We start from the raw sequence: 14556 nt of genomic DNA, 5'->3' as shown, positions 1-14556 counted from the left end.
AGGGCTCGCCCTCACCTAATAACGCACGTTCACCATATTGGCTCAACTGCTGTTGCGCCAGCTGCCAATCCGTTAGCTGCCGGTAATGGCCATTCAGGCTATAAGTCATCGCCACTATAATGGCAACGCTGCACACTAAGCCTATATGCCACAATAATTTATGCTTTGGCTGATGATAACGCGGGCTCTGTTGCTGCTGTTCTAAAAACTGCGTTTTTAACTCTAAAGCCGCAGTTTCAAAATCTTGCTCTGCCAGCTCACCCGCGTCGCGAGCCAACGCCAATAATTGCAGTCGTTCTTCAAACAGTTGTGCCGGTGTCTGATTGTTAGCCGCACTCTGTCGCCGGGGCCAGCTGATGACCACAGCGCTTAACAACAACATCAGCGCCGCACCAGCGGCAATTTGCCAAATCATGATCACTTGCTCCGGTATTTTTTAATAAGAGAATCCAGCTCAGCGTTGAGACGACTGCTATCCATTTCAGGCGATAGTTGCGCATCTTCTACCAATTGCTTGCGCCGCTTAAGCAGTAATAGCAACAAGCCAACTAACAGTAACAAGGGGCCAAACCACAAAAGCGCGGTGTACCGGTTCAAGGGTGGCTGGTAATGCACAAAATAACCATAACGCTCAATCATATAATCCAATACCTGTTGCCGGTTTTGTCCAGCCAGCACCAGCTCATAGGTTTTTTCACGCATGTCCACCGCTACCACGGCATTTGAGTCTGCAATGTTTTGGTTCTGACACTGCGGGCAGCGCAGTTCAGCGGTTAATTGCAAATACAATTGCCGCTGCTGCTCAGTTTGAAACGGCATGATTTCAGTCGTTTCCTGCGCCAGAACAACACTCGTCAACAGCAACCAGATCAGTATCATCAGGCTAAAATGTTTCATTGCTGGCCCGCCCATTGTTGATAAATTGGTGCCAGTTTAGTGCGCCACACCTGCGGATTAATATCGCCAATATGATGTTCACGCACTATTCCTTCTGCATCGACAATAAAGGTTTCCGGCGCGCCACTGACGCCTAAATCCAGCGATAATCGGCGCTGAGCATCCAGAATATTAAACTGATAGGGATCGCCACGTTGCGCCAGCTTACTGCTGACATCTGCCTGTAATTCAGCCAGATCAAAGCGCTGGCCAAACATAGGATCATCAGGCAACACATAGTACAAACCAATAATGCGCACCCCTTGCTGGCGTAGCTCGGTCATATAAGCGAGCTCTGCATTACAGGTCGGGCACCAGGTGCCCCAGACATTCAGTAAAAATGTTTCACCGCGTAATTGCTCAGGCGTCCAGAAATGCTCTGGCTGCATTAAATCAGGCAAACGAAAGTCCGGTAGAGGCCGGTTTATCGTGACAGAGCTGCGCTCCATTGGATCTGAAAACAGGCCACTGAGTAAAAACAACGATAAGCCCAAAAACAGTGTCAATGGCACATAAAACACGAGTTTACGCATGATCTGCCTCTGTGTTATTGGCAGCAGCCGTGTTGCCGACGCTTGTTTTCGTACGGCGATAACGCTTATCAGCCAGTGACACTATGGCGCCAATCGCCATTAACAAGCCACCCAGCCAAATCCAACGCACAAAAGGCTTAACATAAAAACGGATGGCCCAGGCATCACCCGGCAACTCTTCACCTAGGGAGACGTAGAGATCGCGACTTAAGCGGGCATGCACGGCAGATTCAGTCATCATAGTACGCTGTATGGTATACATGCGCTTTTCAGCATGCAGGTTAGTGATAAAACGACCCTCTTTGCGCACATCCAGATCAGCGGCATGGCCTGTATAATTAGGACCTTGCAAGGCATAAATATCAGTCAAGTGAAACTCGTAACCGGCCAGGGTGGTTTTATCTCCCACTACCATCCGCACATCACGCTCGACACTGTAGGTTTTGGTCATAGCCACGCCGACCACTAACACCGCAAAACCGATGTGCGCAATGGTCATACCATAATGGCTGGCTTGTAAGCGGCTAAAGCCATCCCCGACAGAGCCAAACTGACTTAAGCGTTGATATAGCTCGGCCAGTGCCGATACCCCAACCCAGGCACCTAAAATTAACCCCAACAATGCCAGATTAGCCTGCACACTTTGTAAAGCCGCCATGGTGCCTAGCGCCAGCACTAAACTGGCAATCGCCACTAGCGTTAAAGGCTTTAATAGCGGTGGTAATTGCTGCTGTTTCCAACGCACCCAAGGGCCTAAGCCTAACAACAACGCGAATGGAATAGTCAGGAAGTAAAACATCTGATCAAAAAATGGCTCGCCAATTGAAATAGAGCCTAAACCTAATTCTTTGTGAAACAGCGGAAATAATGTGCCCAAAAACACTACCAGGGTAGCGGTGAGTAAAAATACATTGTTGCCCCACAGCATGACTTCACGTGAAAACAGCTGATAACGCGCCTGACTGCGAACCGCATTCATGCGACTGGCGTATAGCAACAAGGAGCCACCAATGACCAGCAGTAAAAATATCAGTAGAAATAAACCGCGATCCGGATCAGAAGCAAAAGAATGCACCGACACCAGTACGCCAGAGCGCACCAAAAATGCGCCCATTAAACTCAGTGAAAACGCCGCTAAAGCCAGCAGCACAGTCCAGGATTTAAAGGTGCCGCGCTTTTCGGTTACCGCCAGACTGTGTAGCAACGCTGTACCCACTAACCAGGGCATAAAGGAGGCGTTTTCTACCGGATCCCAGAACCACCAACCACCCCAACCCAGTTCGTTGTAAGCCCACCAACTGCCGAGCATAATGCCTAGCGTTAAAAACATCCAGGCGGCAAGGGTCCAAGGCCTGGCCCAGCGTGCCCAGGTGCTGTCAAATTTCCCGCCCAGCAACGCGGCTATCGCAAAAGCAAAAGACACGGCAAAGCCGACATAGCCCAGATACAGCAATGGCGGATGTATTATCATGCCAAAATCCTGTAATAGCGGGTTTAAGTCGAGACCTTCTACCGGAAAATAAGGCAGGCTGCGGGCAAAGGGATTTGACATAAACAACGAGAAAGCAATAAAGCCAACACAAATAAAGCCCATTACTCCTAAAATGCGGCCTTGCATCAGCAATGGCAAGGATTTAGAAAATATCGCCACCAATGCCGCCCATAGTGTCAGCATGGTCACCCACAACAGCATTGAGCCCTCGTGCGACCCCCAACTGGCAGTAATCTGAAAATACCAGGGCAAGACACTACTAGAGTTAGTCGCCACGTTTATAACGGTAAAATCACTGTCTAAAAACGCATAAACCAAAGCCGCCATCGCCAGTGCACTAAACACAAAACTGCCAATGGCCAAAGGTTTTGCCAGCAATAAGGCACGCTCATTGGCAGTATAGCTACCGTACATAGGGACTATAGCTAATAACAGTGCCAGCGCAAAAGAGAATGTCAGGGCCAGTTGACCAAGTTCAGGGATCATCACTAGCCTCCGTTTTTATTGCTGCTATAGCCGGAGCCTGCCGCACCACCATAGTGATTGTATTGATTCGATGTGTTGCTCTGACCTTCAGAAACTGGCTGCTGGCTTGGCGGCACATGGATAATACCTTTGAGTGCTTCAGCCACTTCAGCAGGCATGTATTCCTCATCATGTTTAGCCAGCACTTCGCTGGCTTTAATGCGAGTGGCATCCAGCAAAATGCCCTGGGCGACAATACCTTGCCCTTCCCGGAATAAATCTGGCAGTATGCCTTCAAATTCTATAGTGACCGTCGGGCCCACATCGACTAAATCAAAACTCACTTTTAAACTGTCACTGTCGCGCTTAACCGAACCGGGTACCACTAAGCCGCCTATACGCAGACGCTGGCCCGGCACAGGTTTAACTTTGTCTTTACCCAAGCCTTCTACTAACTGGCTTGGCGTATAAAACAAGTCTATATTCTGTTGCAGGGCATACAACATGGCGCCGATAGCACCTGCCAGCAAGGTAATAATAGCGATGATAGAGAACAGGCGTTTTTGGCGTCTTGGTTGCATTAGCGTTCTAGCTCCTGATACTGCTTAACTCGTTGCTCACGGGCCAATTTGGCCTTTATCTGATGTTTAAGTAGCCGTTGCTGGTAATAACTCCAGCCAATTAAAGCGACCAGTAAAAAATAGGTCAGGCCAAAGGACAACCAGACAAAAAAGCCATAGCGCCCCATCGCCCAAAATGCTGACCAGTCAGCAAAATAAAAGGGTAAAAAGCCAAACAACTGGCGTGGCAGCTCGATATGCTGCGCTGCTATGGTTGTGAAATGTAATAAAAGTTCCGTACTCATCATTTGGCTACCAGTTGTTTCACCCAGGGCCGGTGCTGCTCGTTCTCTAAAATGGCGCTGCGCAGTCGCACGCAGGTTAAGGCCAACATTAATACTTTAAAAGCTAAAATACTGATCAAAAGCGGCCACAGCATGCTGGTATCTATCGAGGGTTTAGCAAATTTTGTGATGGTCGCGCCCTGATGCAGGGTATTCCACCATTCTACCGAAAAATGGATGATGGGCAGGTTTATCACCCCCACTACCGCCAATAAGGACGCTACCTTGCCACCGGTTTGCCGATCAGAAAAAGCACCATATAAGGCAATAACACCCAGATACAAAAATAATAAAATCAGCTCCGAGGTCAGCCTCGCATCCCACACCCACCAGGTACCCCACATCGGTTTGCCCCAAGCCATGCCAGTTAACAAGGCTATGGCAGTATACACTGCACCTACAGGTGCAATAGCCAGTACAGCCCATTGTGCAACCTTAAGTTGCCAAACCAAAGCAACAAAAGCGGCGCTGGCCATAGCGGCGTAAGTACTCATTGACAAGATGGCTGACGGTACATGGATATGGATAATGCGATAGCTATCGCCCTGCTGGTAATCTGCAGGGGTAAAGCCTAGCCCCCAAATGTTACCTAGTGCCAACAAAAATAAGGCTGTACCCATCAGCCAGGGCGACAATTTGCCGCACAAATGATAGAGGGTTTCAGGTTTAGCGTAAGGGTCTAACCATTTAAACATATCAACTCACATTAATCCGTAACGCATTAATTACCGCTAGCGGCACTAACGCCAGCGCCAGTAACAACATCGCCAGTAAAATGGCCAAATGACCGTGATATGGCAACCCCATTGCCGCAGCTTCAATGGCCGCACTGGCAAAAATCAGTAGCGGCATATAAAGCGGTAAAATCAGTAAGGCCATTAATAAACCGCCTTTATCCGCCGCCATGGTTAAGGCCGCTCCCAGCACACTGAGCAAGCTCAGCAAAGGTGTGCCCAGTAATAAGGTCAGCGCCATCGCGGTTAACCCCACCTGATCCATGCCAAGCAATAATGCGACTAGGGGTGATAATAACACCAGCGGCAAGCCAGTACTAAGCCAGTTACTGAAGATTTTTGCCAGCACAAAAGCCAACAAAGGTTGACGCGCCGCCACCAACTGCTCAATAACACCATTACGATAGTCGTCTTTAAACACCCTTTCAGCCGCCAGTAGAACGCTAAGCAAGGCAGCAATCCACACTATACCTGGTGCCATAATACGTAGCATCGAGGGCTCTGGCCCAACGCCGAGTGGAAACAGACTTAGTACAATAATAAAAAACAACAATGGATTGAGCCAGTCAGCCTTTTGTCTGGCCAAAATCACTAACTCCCGCCTGAGCATAGGAATAATGGTTACCATCGGTAGCTAATCTCCAGGCTACGCAAGCCACTGTGTTGCATAGTTAACAGCTGGTGGGTAGTCAGAATAATGGCGCCGTTAGCACTGAGATGCTGGCTAAAATGTTGCTGCAAACTGGCAATGGCACTTTGATCTAAAGCGGTAAAAGGTTCATCCAGGATCCACAGTTTAGCCCGGGTCAGATATAAACGGGCTAATGACACCCGCCGTTGCTGACCGGCAGATAGCATGCGACATGGTACGTCTTCCAAACCTGCTAACCCCAATGTTGCTAACAACTGCCAATCGTCTATAACGTTAAGCTGACTGGCCGCGCGCCAAAACGCCAGATTTTCCAGTGCCGTTAATTGCTCATGAATACCTGCCTGATGGCCGATATAGCATAAATCAGCAGCAAAAGTATCGGCAGCATGGTGCGTCAGGGGTTGTTGGTGATAAAACAGCTCGCCATCATCAGGTTGGGCTAAGCCAGCCAGAATGCGCAGCAACGAGCTTTTACCCGCACCGTTTTTACCCTGAATTTGTAACAACTGGCCACTATTTAACGTGAAAGTCAGCTGCTCAAATAACACCCTGTCCTGGCGGATGCAACTGAGTTGCTCCACGCGCAATATTTCAGAATCAGGCTTGCTGCTACACTGTTGTGATATATTCACAGGCTCCAGACTATCAACTGCTGAAAAAAGTGGCCGCATCTTACCATATCAGCAGCCGAATACGAATTAGAACCGGGGGCTTATCGCCTTTATTCTGAGGAAATTATGAACCAGATCAATCTGGATAAACTGTTGCAGATATCAATAGGCCCCGCTTCAGCGGTAAATGCCGGCGAGCTGAAGCTGGCTTTAAATCAGCTATACAATGCCCGCTTGCAACTACTGGGGCAAGGACAGGCACAATTAACGGTATTAACCCCGCAGGGGCCGCTGAATGTTCCCTTAAACCGGGAACAACTGGCACAATTAAAATTAACACCCGCGCAGGCAAATAGCTCAGCTCCCCATAACACTAGCCTGACTTCCAGCAGCCACTCGCAAACTCATGCAGCAAAGCCGGAGATAGTAAACACCACTGCAAACCACTCCCCGGCCCACAGCAGCGGTACAGCCGACACTAATAAAGCAGTGGGTCAGCACAGTGTAAATCTGACTAACAACCATTCAAAGGTGTTATCTTTACAACTGCAATTTAGTGAACTGCCGGGCAAAGCGCTACAATTGCAGCTTATACAGCAGGGCGCCACTGTTCAGGTCCCTCTGACTCAAGCCCAGGCCCAGCAGTTGTTAATGAGCATATTAAGCCTTTCACTATCTTCTCCGGCTGCTGAACCGCAGTTGCCGGTAAGACTTAACCCGGCAACAGCTCAGATACTGTTAGCCGTTCCCGGCTTACCTGCACAACCTCTATTACAATTAACTGCGGCCCGCAACTTGCAACTCATGCAATTGTTTGCCCCAGCGCTTGCCCATTCGTCGGCTCAAACAGCCACACCTGGGGTGCTGACATTACAGTTAACCGGATCAGCAGACGGTCAACAACTTAAACTGAGCTTTGCCAGCAGCTCTGCTACAAAGATGCAAAGTGTCGAGCAGACAGTCACTCAAAAAGGAGCCAGTTTGAGTGCCACTTTACAAAGCTCAGCCACAATACATACAAGGTCTGCTGCTGGTGCTCAAGTTGGTCACAGCTTTTTGCATAGCGGTCCGGCCACTACCCTTGCCGAGCCAAGCAAAAATGAACAAGCCAGCATCAGAGACTCTTTACTGTTAAACCGGGCAGAGCAGCGCAGTTTACTGCAACAACTGTTACCTTTATTACCTGCCACCATGCCAGCGAAACTTAAACATGCCGGCATATTGCAATTAGGCACACTGAATTTGCCATTGCCGGCACAGTTAACGGCTTCCCCCTCGCTGCGCCCAGCATTATCAGATATCGCAAGCCAGGGACTTACAGTTCAACTGCAACTTGAGCCTCCTCAACAAGAGCGTTGGGCTTTGCAATGGCGACCTCTGACACAACTTGGTCAATTACAATTAGCACAAAGTGCCTTTAACCGGCCATTGCAACTGCAGATGCCGGCTCAGGCAGACAGTCGGCTATCTATGTCAGCTGAGCCTATTCATTACCGGGCTGAACAAGCCTGGCGACAATTATTACCACTGATAACAGAACGTCCCGCGTCTTTAAGTCAGGCCCCGGAACTTCCTAATGCTATAAACCAGATTTTCAACCTGCTTCGTAGTGTTCAGCCCGGGGGAAATAAGGTTTTAGCGCTGGCAGAATTGCTACCGCAACTGCAAGCCAGTATCCATTTTCAACCCTTACAGGCGCAACCTAACAGTCAAACTGCAGCCGGTGCTTTGGCAGTAGCAATACAACTGTTACTGGGGCAATTACATCGCGCTGCGCCAGCCGCAACCGGCTCGACCTTGGCACAACGGCTGACTCAACAACTGACGCTCCTGGATCCGGCGCAAAATGCATTATTGTTAAGACAGTTAGCCAGCCACAGTAGTGTGTTGCAGCAGGCACAGCTGGTCAATGTTGAACAACAAGGTCCGATGCAGCAATGGTTAATTCCATTAGCTTTACAGCATCAAGGGCAAAGTCAAATTAGTCAGATCTTACTGGAAGAGCGCGATAACCCAACTGAGAATGATGAAGAGGCCGCACCGGTTTGGCAGTTGACGATGAAATTTGACCTTGGCAGCTTTGGTCCTCTGCTAGCCAAAGCCAGGCTAAGTGGTCAGCAACTAAGCTTGCAATTTTATACCGAGCAAGCAGCCACTCTGCAGCTGGCCAATAAATTTTTACCTCTGTTAACTGAGCGCTGCACGGCTCAAGGCCTAATCGTTACTGAGGCCGCATGTCAGCTGGGTAAGATCCCTGAAAGCTTATTGCCAAGACGCACCAGTCTTGTTCAACTTAAGGTGTAAAAGGTATGTACAGGATGCATAAATAATGACTGACTCTTCACCGCCAAAATCTGCGACAGCTATCAAGTATGATGGTAAACAGGCCCCCACTATCATCGCCAAAGGACATGGTGACTTGGCAGATGAGATTATTGCGATAGCAAAAGAACACGGTATTTTAATTCATCAGGACGATGAATTGAATAAACTGCTCAGTCAGCTGGAGTTGGGTGATAAGATCCCAAAAGAAGTGTATTTGATTATTGCCGAACTAATTGCGTTCTCCTATGTATTACAAGGTAAATTTCCAGACGACTGGCACAATATTCATCAACGGATTGACTTAAAAAGCTAACAGCCCCTGCCAGCCCGCTTTACTGCCTTTGCTGGTGTAAGCTAAGTAACAATTCGGCTTCAGCCCTTGGCAGCTCACATTCCTGCATAATTTCGTCTAAACCGGCCCCCAGCTGCACCATCTTCATTGCACGGCTATACATTTTGCTTTCTGGATCACTCAATGCGATAACTTGCTGTTGCTGCTGTAATTCCTGCATTTCTTGTTGCAATTGCTTTAAGCGGGCTTCAAGCGTAAGTACCCGCTGGCCGACACCAATAATACCTGAGCGAAACTCTTCGGTTTCACTCTGCGCCAGTGCACTCTGCTGCTGGCTGCTCGCCAGCTGGCGACTCAATACAGTCCATTGCTCTTGGCTTTGTGATAGCTTTTTAAGCAACCACAACACCAGCAGTACTGCGAATAACAGTAAGACGGCGCTTTGAATCATGATCACTGTCAGCATAGCCGTCTCCAGTTACAAACTACTGATTTCGTCCCACTCTTCGTCATTCAGTAATTTGTTTAAATCAACCAGAATCAATAACTCACCTTCGCGGTTAGACACACCCTGGATAAAGCGGGCACTTTCATCAGTGCCAACATTTGGTGCGGTATCAATTTCTGACTGTTTCAGGTACACCACTTCAGCCACACTATCAACTAAAATGCCAATTACCTGCTTTTCAGCTTCAATAATCACGATGCGGGTGTTGTCCGTCACTTCCGCTGACGCAAGCCCAAAACGAGCACGCGTGTCGATAACGGTTACTACGTTTCCACGCAGATTGATAATACCCAATACGTAATCAGGTGCCCCTGGAACCGGGGCAATTTCGGTATAGCGCAACACTTCCTGCACCTGCATCACATTAATACCATAGGTTTCTTCCTGTAATCTAAAAGTCACCCACTGCAATACCTGATCAGCTGCATTAGCTTTTTTTGCTGCTTGCGAAGCATTATTACTCATCTAGCACTCCTGTCGATTACGTTGCCTGTTCAGGCATGAATATTTTGACCACGACTCAATAACTCAAGCATAGCATCCACATCAACCAGTACACACATATGTTTCTTAATTAAACCAGCCATCCAGGGCCGCTTGGCCTCGGCTGTGCGCCATTTCACATCATCCTGCTCCAGCGTGATGGTATCAATCAGCTGTTCACAGCACAGGCCCCAATTACTGCTACCCAGCATAATAACATACTGATAGTTCAGACTTCGCTGCAATTGTTCATCGTATTTTTCTGGCATTACCCAGCGCGCGGTATCGACCACATTAATTTTTTGTTGCCGATGAAGCATCACACCTTTAAACCAGTCGGGCTTACCAAATAAGCTGTTAACTTCACCCAGCTCATGAATACCACCCAACTCTTTTAGCGGCACAGCGACTTTTAGCCCGGCCACATCAAAAAATAGCGCCTGAAACCGACCCTGCCGATATTCTTTATTCGCTAACACCGCTGGCGAAGGCGTTGGCTGCACATCTAAGCGCTGTGCTATCGGAATATTACGCTCGTGCACCCGCTGCTCATTCGCCAACTGTGCCGCTTTGGTTTTAAGCTGACTCAATGCTTGCTCAGGTGCAACAGAAACTTGCGGAATAACAGGATTAACTTTTGCTACTGGTTGTGTCGGCGTTAATACCGGAGCAGGTTTAGTAACAACGGGAGCCGCAACTTGCGGACTCGCCTTTGCAAGTAATCGATTTAACTGCGCTTTTTGCGCATCTTCCAGCAAAGTGCTTTCTGAAGCATGATCATCAGTGAGCAAAGCACTTAAATACTGTTGCATCACTTTTTGACTGGCAATCAGATTGCTCATCTTATGACTCCGGCGCTAACTGAAGTAAATAGGTTAGCAAAGTATTATAGGCAAACACGCCACGGGAGTTTGCGGCAAAAGTATTGGGGGGTGTCTGGGCCAGACTGGCATCTCTAAATTTAGTATCCACCGGCACTACCGCTGACCAGACCCTGTCCTGGTATTTGGCTTTTAGCTCTTTGTAGGCTTCCAACGAAGCACGGGTGCGCTTATCGTACATAGTCGGAATAATGGTAAAAGCATAGTCTTTTTGCTGAGAGCTACGCATAAGGGTCATTGTCGCTATCATCCGCTCCAGCCCTTTTAACGCCAAAAACTCAGTTTGTACAGGAATAAGCAACCGATCACAGGCGGCAATCGCATTGACCATTAGTACACCCATGACCGGCGGACAATCTATGATCACGTAATCATATTCTTTACCAACTTTCTGCAGGGCCTTTTTCAGAATTAAACCCATACCACCCTTACTACCCAGAGAGCGATCCAGAGTGGCTAAAGCCATTGAGGAAGGCAAAATATCCAGATTACTGACCCCACTTGGACACAACGACTGCAGAATTTCTTCCTGTGTGATATTTTTGCCCCGGATAAAAATATCATACACGCTAATTTCCAGCTCTTCGGCATCAATACCAAAATAGTAAGTTAAGGACGCATGAGGATCGGTATCTACCAGCAACACTCTAAAACCACGCTGCGCAAGCAGCCCGCCGAGTGTCACTGTGGTAGTGGTTTTGCCTACACCACCTTTCTGATTTGCCACTGTCCAAATGACCACGTTATAAATCCTGTTGTTCAGGTTCGGCATCCGGATTATCTTGCCGGGTAGTAATACGAATTCCACCGCCTGGCAAGCTGATGACCCTGATACTGCCGTCATCCTGGGTAAGTTGTTGTAACTGTCGCTGCGCTTCAGCACTGTCAGCATCGCTATCAGCACCCGGCGCAGCATCTCCCGGTTGATATCCAAAACGCGAAATGGCTATCACCACTTTACGATTAGCCGCTCGCCCGGCCGGAGTGTCGTTCGGCTCGGCCGGATAAAATTCACCATAGCCCTCAATTATCATGCGGTGTGATGGCGTATCCAGCGCTTCTAGCTGCCGCACCACTGCAGTGGCTCTGGCCACCGACAGCTCCCAGTTTGAAGCAAACAATTCATTACTGATAGGCACATTATCAGTATAGCCTCGAATGCGCAGAAAGTTATTGATAGGATTAATAATCCGGGTAATTTCAGCCAGCACAGTACGGGCAGTATTCGTCGGCGTTGCGCTGCCGCTGGCAAATAACAAACCGCTGCTTAACTCAATAATCAGCCAGTTTTCATCCTGCTGTAAATTAGCCACACCCTGCTCAATTAAATTGGCCAGTGCCAGTTGTAGCTCTTGCTCAACCGACACCAGAGGGCTTCCTACATGTTGTTGACGAACATCAGACAAGGTGCTGGCATCTGCCACCAGCTCCGGCCCCTGAGCCTCTGCTAACGAGCTACCATACTGGCTAAAATCACTTTGCGGTGTCGTTTGCGTTAATACACTACTGCCAGCGACGCCAGTACCACTTTTATCCGGTTTTTCAAATAATTGCGTTAACGTATCACTAAGTACACTGTATTCTTCATCTTTAAGCATTGATAACGCATACAAGACGACAAAAAGCGCGAACATCAACGTCATATAATCGGCATAAGACACCAGCCAGCGATCTAAATCTTCGCGTTCGACATGCTGATGCTGTTGCTTATGCCTATACATGGGTTAACTCAACCGGTAAGCGGCTAACTTACGCTCTATGTTACGCGGGTTTTCACCCATTGAGATAGACACCAGTCCCTCAACAATTAACTCATGATATAAGGTACGTTGATGCACTATACTTTTTAATTTGTTGCCAACAGGAATAAATACCAGGTTTGCAAAACCTACACCATAAATTGTTGCTACAAAGGCAGTCGCAATCCCCAGACCCAGTAAATCCGGATCCGAGATATTCGACATTGCCTGAATAAGCCCTAATACCGCCCCCACTATACCTATGGTCGGACTGTAGCCGCCCATCGCATCAAAAATCCGGGCACCTCTGAGCCAACGCTCCCGCTCTAATGTCAATTCAGCATCCAATGTATCCTGCAACACCTTGGATTCCACGCCGTCAACCAGTAAATTCAAACCACGATGTAAAAAAGGGTCAGTCTCTTCTAACGCCGCAGACTCCAATGACAAAAAGCCGTTGGTACGGGCAGCATTGCCCCAGTCGACAATACGCCCCACCGTCTGCTGCATGGGTAAATCTGCCGGGCGCACCACCCAGGGTAGCATTTGCAAACCCAGCTTAAACTGACTGAAAGGCGTTTGCAGCATAACCGCCCCAAGGGTGCCGCCAACCACAATAATAAAAGCAGGTAAATGCAACAAGGTAGACAAGCCGCCACCCTCGAGCATAAAACCACCTGCCACGGCAAATAACGCCAGTACAAAACCACTAATAGCAAGTTTATCCATGTTTAAGTTCCGTCAGTATGCGACCCGCTACGTCGTTCAAGCTCACTTCGACATCCATAAGACCTGCGGCAGCAATAGCCTGAGGCATTCCATATACTACACAGCTGGCTTCATCCTGCGCCCAGATACTGGCACCCAGCTGCTTTAATAAACGAGCACCTTCACGACCATCTGACCCCATACCAGTCAACACTACTGCCAGCACTTTATCCCGATACACCTTTGCTGCAGTAGCAAAAGTAATATCCACACTAGGCTTGAACGTAATACGCGGTGAATCATCGTCTTTTATCCGTAGGCGCGCAGCGTTCTCATTACCTTCAATGAGCATTTGCTTACCACCCGGGGCTAAATAGGCTACGCCCGGACGTAAACTGTCATTATCCTGTGCCTCTTTAACCTCAATTTTTGATAAGGTATTTAAACGCTGGGCAAAGGCGCCGGTAAAAGCAGCAGGCATATGTTGTATAAGTACAATGGGAAGTGGGAAGTCTGCTGGCAAAGCAGTAATAATACGCTGCAAGGCTACCGGCCCACCGGTAGAGGTGCCAATAGCTACTAATTTGTACTCTTTACCACTGGCACTAAAGCTGGTGCGAGGACGTTCACTACTCACCCGCTCTGATAGTTTTGGTCGCTCAAACTGACTACGACTAAGCGCCGGCCGGTCCTGATTCATGTCTGAAACAAGCCTGCTCGTGCTGGGAGTCTGAGGTCTGAGGCTATGGCTAAATGTACTGCGCCCTAAAGGCCGTTTTTTGGCGACAGCTTTAACCCGCTCGCGCAATAAGGCACCGGCTTCTTGTTTATCCCGGGCAATATCTTCAAATTTTTTCGGTAAAAAATCGACTGCACCGGCTTCTAGAGCATCAAAAGTTGCCTTAGCCCCTTCATGTGTCAAGGATGAGAACATCAAAATCGGAATACGTTGCTGTGCTAAAATCTCACGCACGGCAGAAATGCCATCTAACACTGGCATTTCAATATCCATGGTAATCACATCCGGGCGCAAGGCCAGGGCTTGCTCTACCGCTTCCCGACCATTATTAGCGGTGCCAATCACTTCAAGCTCACTATCGGCAGCCAAAATTTCCGTTAGGCGCCGGCGAAAAAAGCTTGAATCATCAACTACCAGCACCCTAAACGACATGCCACGCTCTCTTATGCATTCAGTTTCGATAAACGATCAAATTTTATCTTAGATTTTTTAGCATAGTGCTTCAACAAATTAGGGACATCCAGAATCAAAGCGATACCACCATCAGAAGTAAT

The 14556-nt window shown here is 48.4% G+C and carries 18 protein-coding genes; 2 read left to right on the top strand and 16 right to left on the bottom strand.

Annotation, left to right across the window (positions count from 1 at the left end):
- From ccmI to ccmA, 9 genes are all read right to left on the bottom strand, one after another.
- The coding region (gene ccmI / locus V7D78_RS07610) for a c-type cytochrome biogenesis protein CcmI (protein ID WP_333607843.1) at positions 1-415 on the bottom strand (415 nt) is incomplete at its 3' end.
- Between the two features lie 2 nt (positions 416-417).
- Positions 418-897: a cytochrome c-type biogenesis protein gene (locus tag V7D78_RS07605; RefSeq protein WP_333607842.1), complete on the bottom strand. Its 480-nt coding sequence runs from the start codon at positions 895-897 to the stop codon at positions 418-420.
- A complete protein-coding gene (locus V7D78_RS07600) occupies positions 894-1469 on the bottom strand; it encodes a redoxin family protein (protein WP_333607841.1) in 576 nt (191 codons plus the stop codon). The genes V7D78_RS07605 and V7D78_RS07600 overlap by 4 nt, the downstream gene beginning before the upstream one ends.
- Positions 1462-3447: a heme lyase CcmF/NrfE family subunit gene (locus V7D78_RS07595; protein ID WP_333607840.1), complete on the bottom strand. Its 1986-nt coding sequence runs from the start codon at positions 3445-3447 to the stop codon at positions 1462-1464. The genes V7D78_RS07600 and V7D78_RS07595 overlap by 8 nt, the downstream gene beginning before the upstream one ends.
- 2 nt (positions 3448-3449) lie before the next feature.
- Positions 3450-4007, bottom strand: a complete 558-nt coding sequence (gene ccmE / locus V7D78_RS07590) for a cytochrome c maturation protein CcmE (protein WP_333607839.1) — start codon at positions 4005-4007, stop codon at positions 3450-3452.
- Complete coding sequence (gene ccmD / locus V7D78_RS07585) at positions 4007-4291, bottom strand: heme exporter protein CcmD (RefSeq protein ID WP_333607838.1); 285 nt, start codon at positions 4289-4291, stop codon at positions 4007-4009. Before ccmD ends, ccmE begins: the two co-directional genes overlap by 1 nt.
- A complete protein-coding gene (locus V7D78_RS07580) occupies positions 4291-5025 on the bottom strand; it encodes a heme ABC transporter permease (RefSeq protein WP_333607837.1) in 735 nt (244 codons plus the stop codon). The genes ccmD and V7D78_RS07580 overlap by 1 nt, the downstream gene beginning before the upstream one ends.
- A 1-nt stretch (position 5026) precedes the next feature.
- Positions 5027-5692, bottom strand: coding sequence for a heme exporter protein CcmB (gene ccmB, locus V7D78_RS07575; RefSeq protein ID WP_333607836.1), 666 nt, complete (start codon positions 5690-5692; stop codon positions 5027-5029).
- Complete coding sequence (ccmA, locus tag V7D78_RS07570; protein ID WP_333607835.1) at positions 5686-6348, bottom strand: cytochrome c biogenesis heme-transporting ATPase CcmA; 663 nt, start codon at positions 6346-6348, stop codon at positions 5686-5688. Before ccmA ends, ccmB begins: the two co-directional genes overlap by 7 nt.
- A gap of 105 nt (positions 6349-6453) precedes the next feature.
- Here ccmA and fliK point away from each other — a divergent pair, with 105 nt between their 5' ends.
- Both fliK and V7D78_RS07560 read left to right on the top strand, forming a co-directional pair.
- Positions 6454-8631, top strand: coding sequence for a flagellar hook-length control protein FliK (gene fliK, locus V7D78_RS07565; protein ID WP_333607834.1), 2178 nt, complete (start codon positions 6454-6456; stop codon positions 8629-8631).
- Between the two features lie 25 nt (positions 8632-8656).
- Entirely contained in the window at positions 8657-8965 is a 309-nt protein-coding gene (locus V7D78_RS07560) for an EscU/YscU/HrcU family type III secretion system export apparatus switch protein (protein WP_333607833.1), read from the top strand.
- Positions 8966-8984: 19 nt separating this feature from the next.
- Here V7D78_RS07560 and V7D78_RS07555 read toward each other — a convergent pair whose 3' ends face one another.
- Genes V7D78_RS07555 through V7D78_RS07525 form a run of 7 tightly spaced genes read right to left on the bottom strand, consistent with a single transcriptional unit; the run spans position 8985 to position 14434 of the window.
- On the bottom strand, positions 8985-9410 hold the full coding sequence (locus V7D78_RS07555; protein WP_333607832.1) for a DUF2802 domain-containing protein: 426 nt from the start codon (positions 9408-9410) through the stop codon (positions 8985-8987).
- 12 nt (positions 9411-9422) lie between these two features.
- On the bottom strand, positions 9423-9917 hold the full coding sequence (locus V7D78_RS07550) for a chemotaxis protein CheW (RefSeq protein ID WP_333607831.1): 495 nt from the start codon (positions 9915-9917) through the stop codon (positions 9423-9425).
- Positions 9918-9946: 29 nt separating this feature from the next.
- Positions 9947-10777, bottom strand: a complete 831-nt coding sequence (locus tag V7D78_RS07545; RefSeq protein WP_333607830.1) for a chemotaxis protein CheW — start codon at positions 10775-10777, stop codon at positions 9947-9949.
- A 1-nt stretch (position 10778) separates the two neighbouring features.
- Positions 10779-11558 (bottom strand): ParA family protein, encoded by a 780-nt coding sequence (locus V7D78_RS07540; protein ID WP_333607829.1) that lies wholly within the window; start codon positions 11556-11558, stop codon positions 10779-10781.
- 1 nt (position 11559) lies between these two features.
- A complete protein-coding gene (locus V7D78_RS07535) occupies positions 11560-12537 on the bottom strand; it encodes an OmpA family protein (RefSeq protein ID WP_333607828.1) in 978 nt (325 codons plus the stop codon).
- A 3-nt stretch (positions 12538-12540) separates the two neighbouring features.
- On the bottom strand, positions 12541-13284 hold the full coding sequence (locus V7D78_RS07530; RefSeq protein ID WP_333607827.1) for a flagellar motor protein: 744 nt from the start codon (positions 13282-13284) through the stop codon (positions 12541-12543).
- Complete coding sequence (locus V7D78_RS07525; RefSeq protein WP_333607826.1) at positions 13277-14434, bottom strand: protein-glutamate methylesterase/protein-glutamine glutaminase; 1158 nt, start codon at positions 14432-14434, stop codon at positions 13277-13279. The genes V7D78_RS07530 and V7D78_RS07525 overlap by 8 nt, the downstream gene beginning before the upstream one ends.
- Positions 14435-14556: the final 122 nt, after the last annotated feature.

Source organism: Arsukibacterium sp. (assembly GCF_036735525.1).
Taxonomy (GTDB): domain Bacteria; phylum Pseudomonadota; class Gammaproteobacteria; order Enterobacterales; family Alteromonadaceae; genus Alishewanella.
Note: the sequence above shows the minus strand (reverse complement) of the source record. Positions and strands in the feature narration are given on the sequence as shown.

Excerpts from the sequence above, each read along its gene's own strand:
- V7D78_RS07605 (WP_333607842.1), bottom strand. The coding sequence starts at position 897 with ATGAAACATTTTAGCCTGATGATACTGATCTGGTTGCTGTTGACGAGT.
- V7D78_RS07600 (WP_333607841.1), bottom strand. The coding sequence starts at position 1,469 with ATGCGTAAACTCGTGTTTTATGTGCCATTGACACTGTTTTTGGGCTTA.
- V7D78_RS07595 (WP_333607840.1), bottom strand. The coding sequence starts at position 3,447 with ATGATCCCTGAACTTGGTCAACTGGCCCTGACATTCTCTTTTGCGCTG.
- ccmE (WP_333607839.1), bottom strand. The coding sequence starts at position 4,007 with ATGCAACCAAGACGCCAAAAACGCCTGTTCTCTATCATCGCTATTATT.
- ccmD (WP_333607838.1), bottom strand. The coding sequence starts at position 4,291 with ATGAGTACGGAACTTTTATTACATTTCACAACCATAGCAGCGCAGCAT.
- V7D78_RS07580 (WP_333607837.1), bottom strand. The coding sequence starts at position 5,025 with ATGTTTAAATGGTTAGACCCTTACGCTAAACCTGAAACCCTCTATCAT.
- ccmB (WP_333607836.1), bottom strand. The coding sequence starts at position 5,692 with ATGGTAACCATTATTCCTATGCTCAGGCGGGAGTTAGTGATTTTGGCC.
- fliK (WP_333607834.1), top strand. The coding sequence starts at position 6,454 with ATGAACCAGATCAATCTGGATAAACTGTTGCAGATATCAATAGGCCCC.
- V7D78_RS07560 (WP_333607833.1), top strand. The coding sequence starts at position 8,657 with ATGACTGACTCTTCACCGCCAAAATCTGCGACAGCTATCAAGTATGAT.
- V7D78_RS07555 (WP_333607832.1), bottom strand. The coding sequence starts at position 9,410 with ATGCTGACAGTGATCATGATTCAAAGCGCCGTCTTACTGTTATTCGCA.
- V7D78_RS07550 (WP_333607831.1), bottom strand. The coding sequence starts at position 9,917 with ATGAGTAATAATGCTTCGCAAGCAGCAAAAAAAGCTAATGCAGCTGAT.
- V7D78_RS07545 (WP_333607830.1), bottom strand. The coding sequence starts at position 10,777 with ATGAGCAATCTGATTGCCAGTCAAAAAGTGATGCAACAGTATTTAAGT.
- V7D78_RS07535 (WP_333607828.1), bottom strand. The coding sequence starts at position 12,537 with ATGTATAGGCATAAGCAACAGCATCAGCATGTCGAACGCGAAGATTTA.
- V7D78_RS07530 (WP_333607827.1), bottom strand. The coding sequence starts at position 13,284 with ATGGATAAACTTGCTATTAGTGGTTTTGTACTGGCGTTATTTGCCGTG.
- V7D78_RS07525 (WP_333607826.1), bottom strand. The coding sequence starts at position 14,434 with ATGTCGTTTAGGGTGCTGGTAGTTGATGATTCAAGCTTTTTTCGCCGG.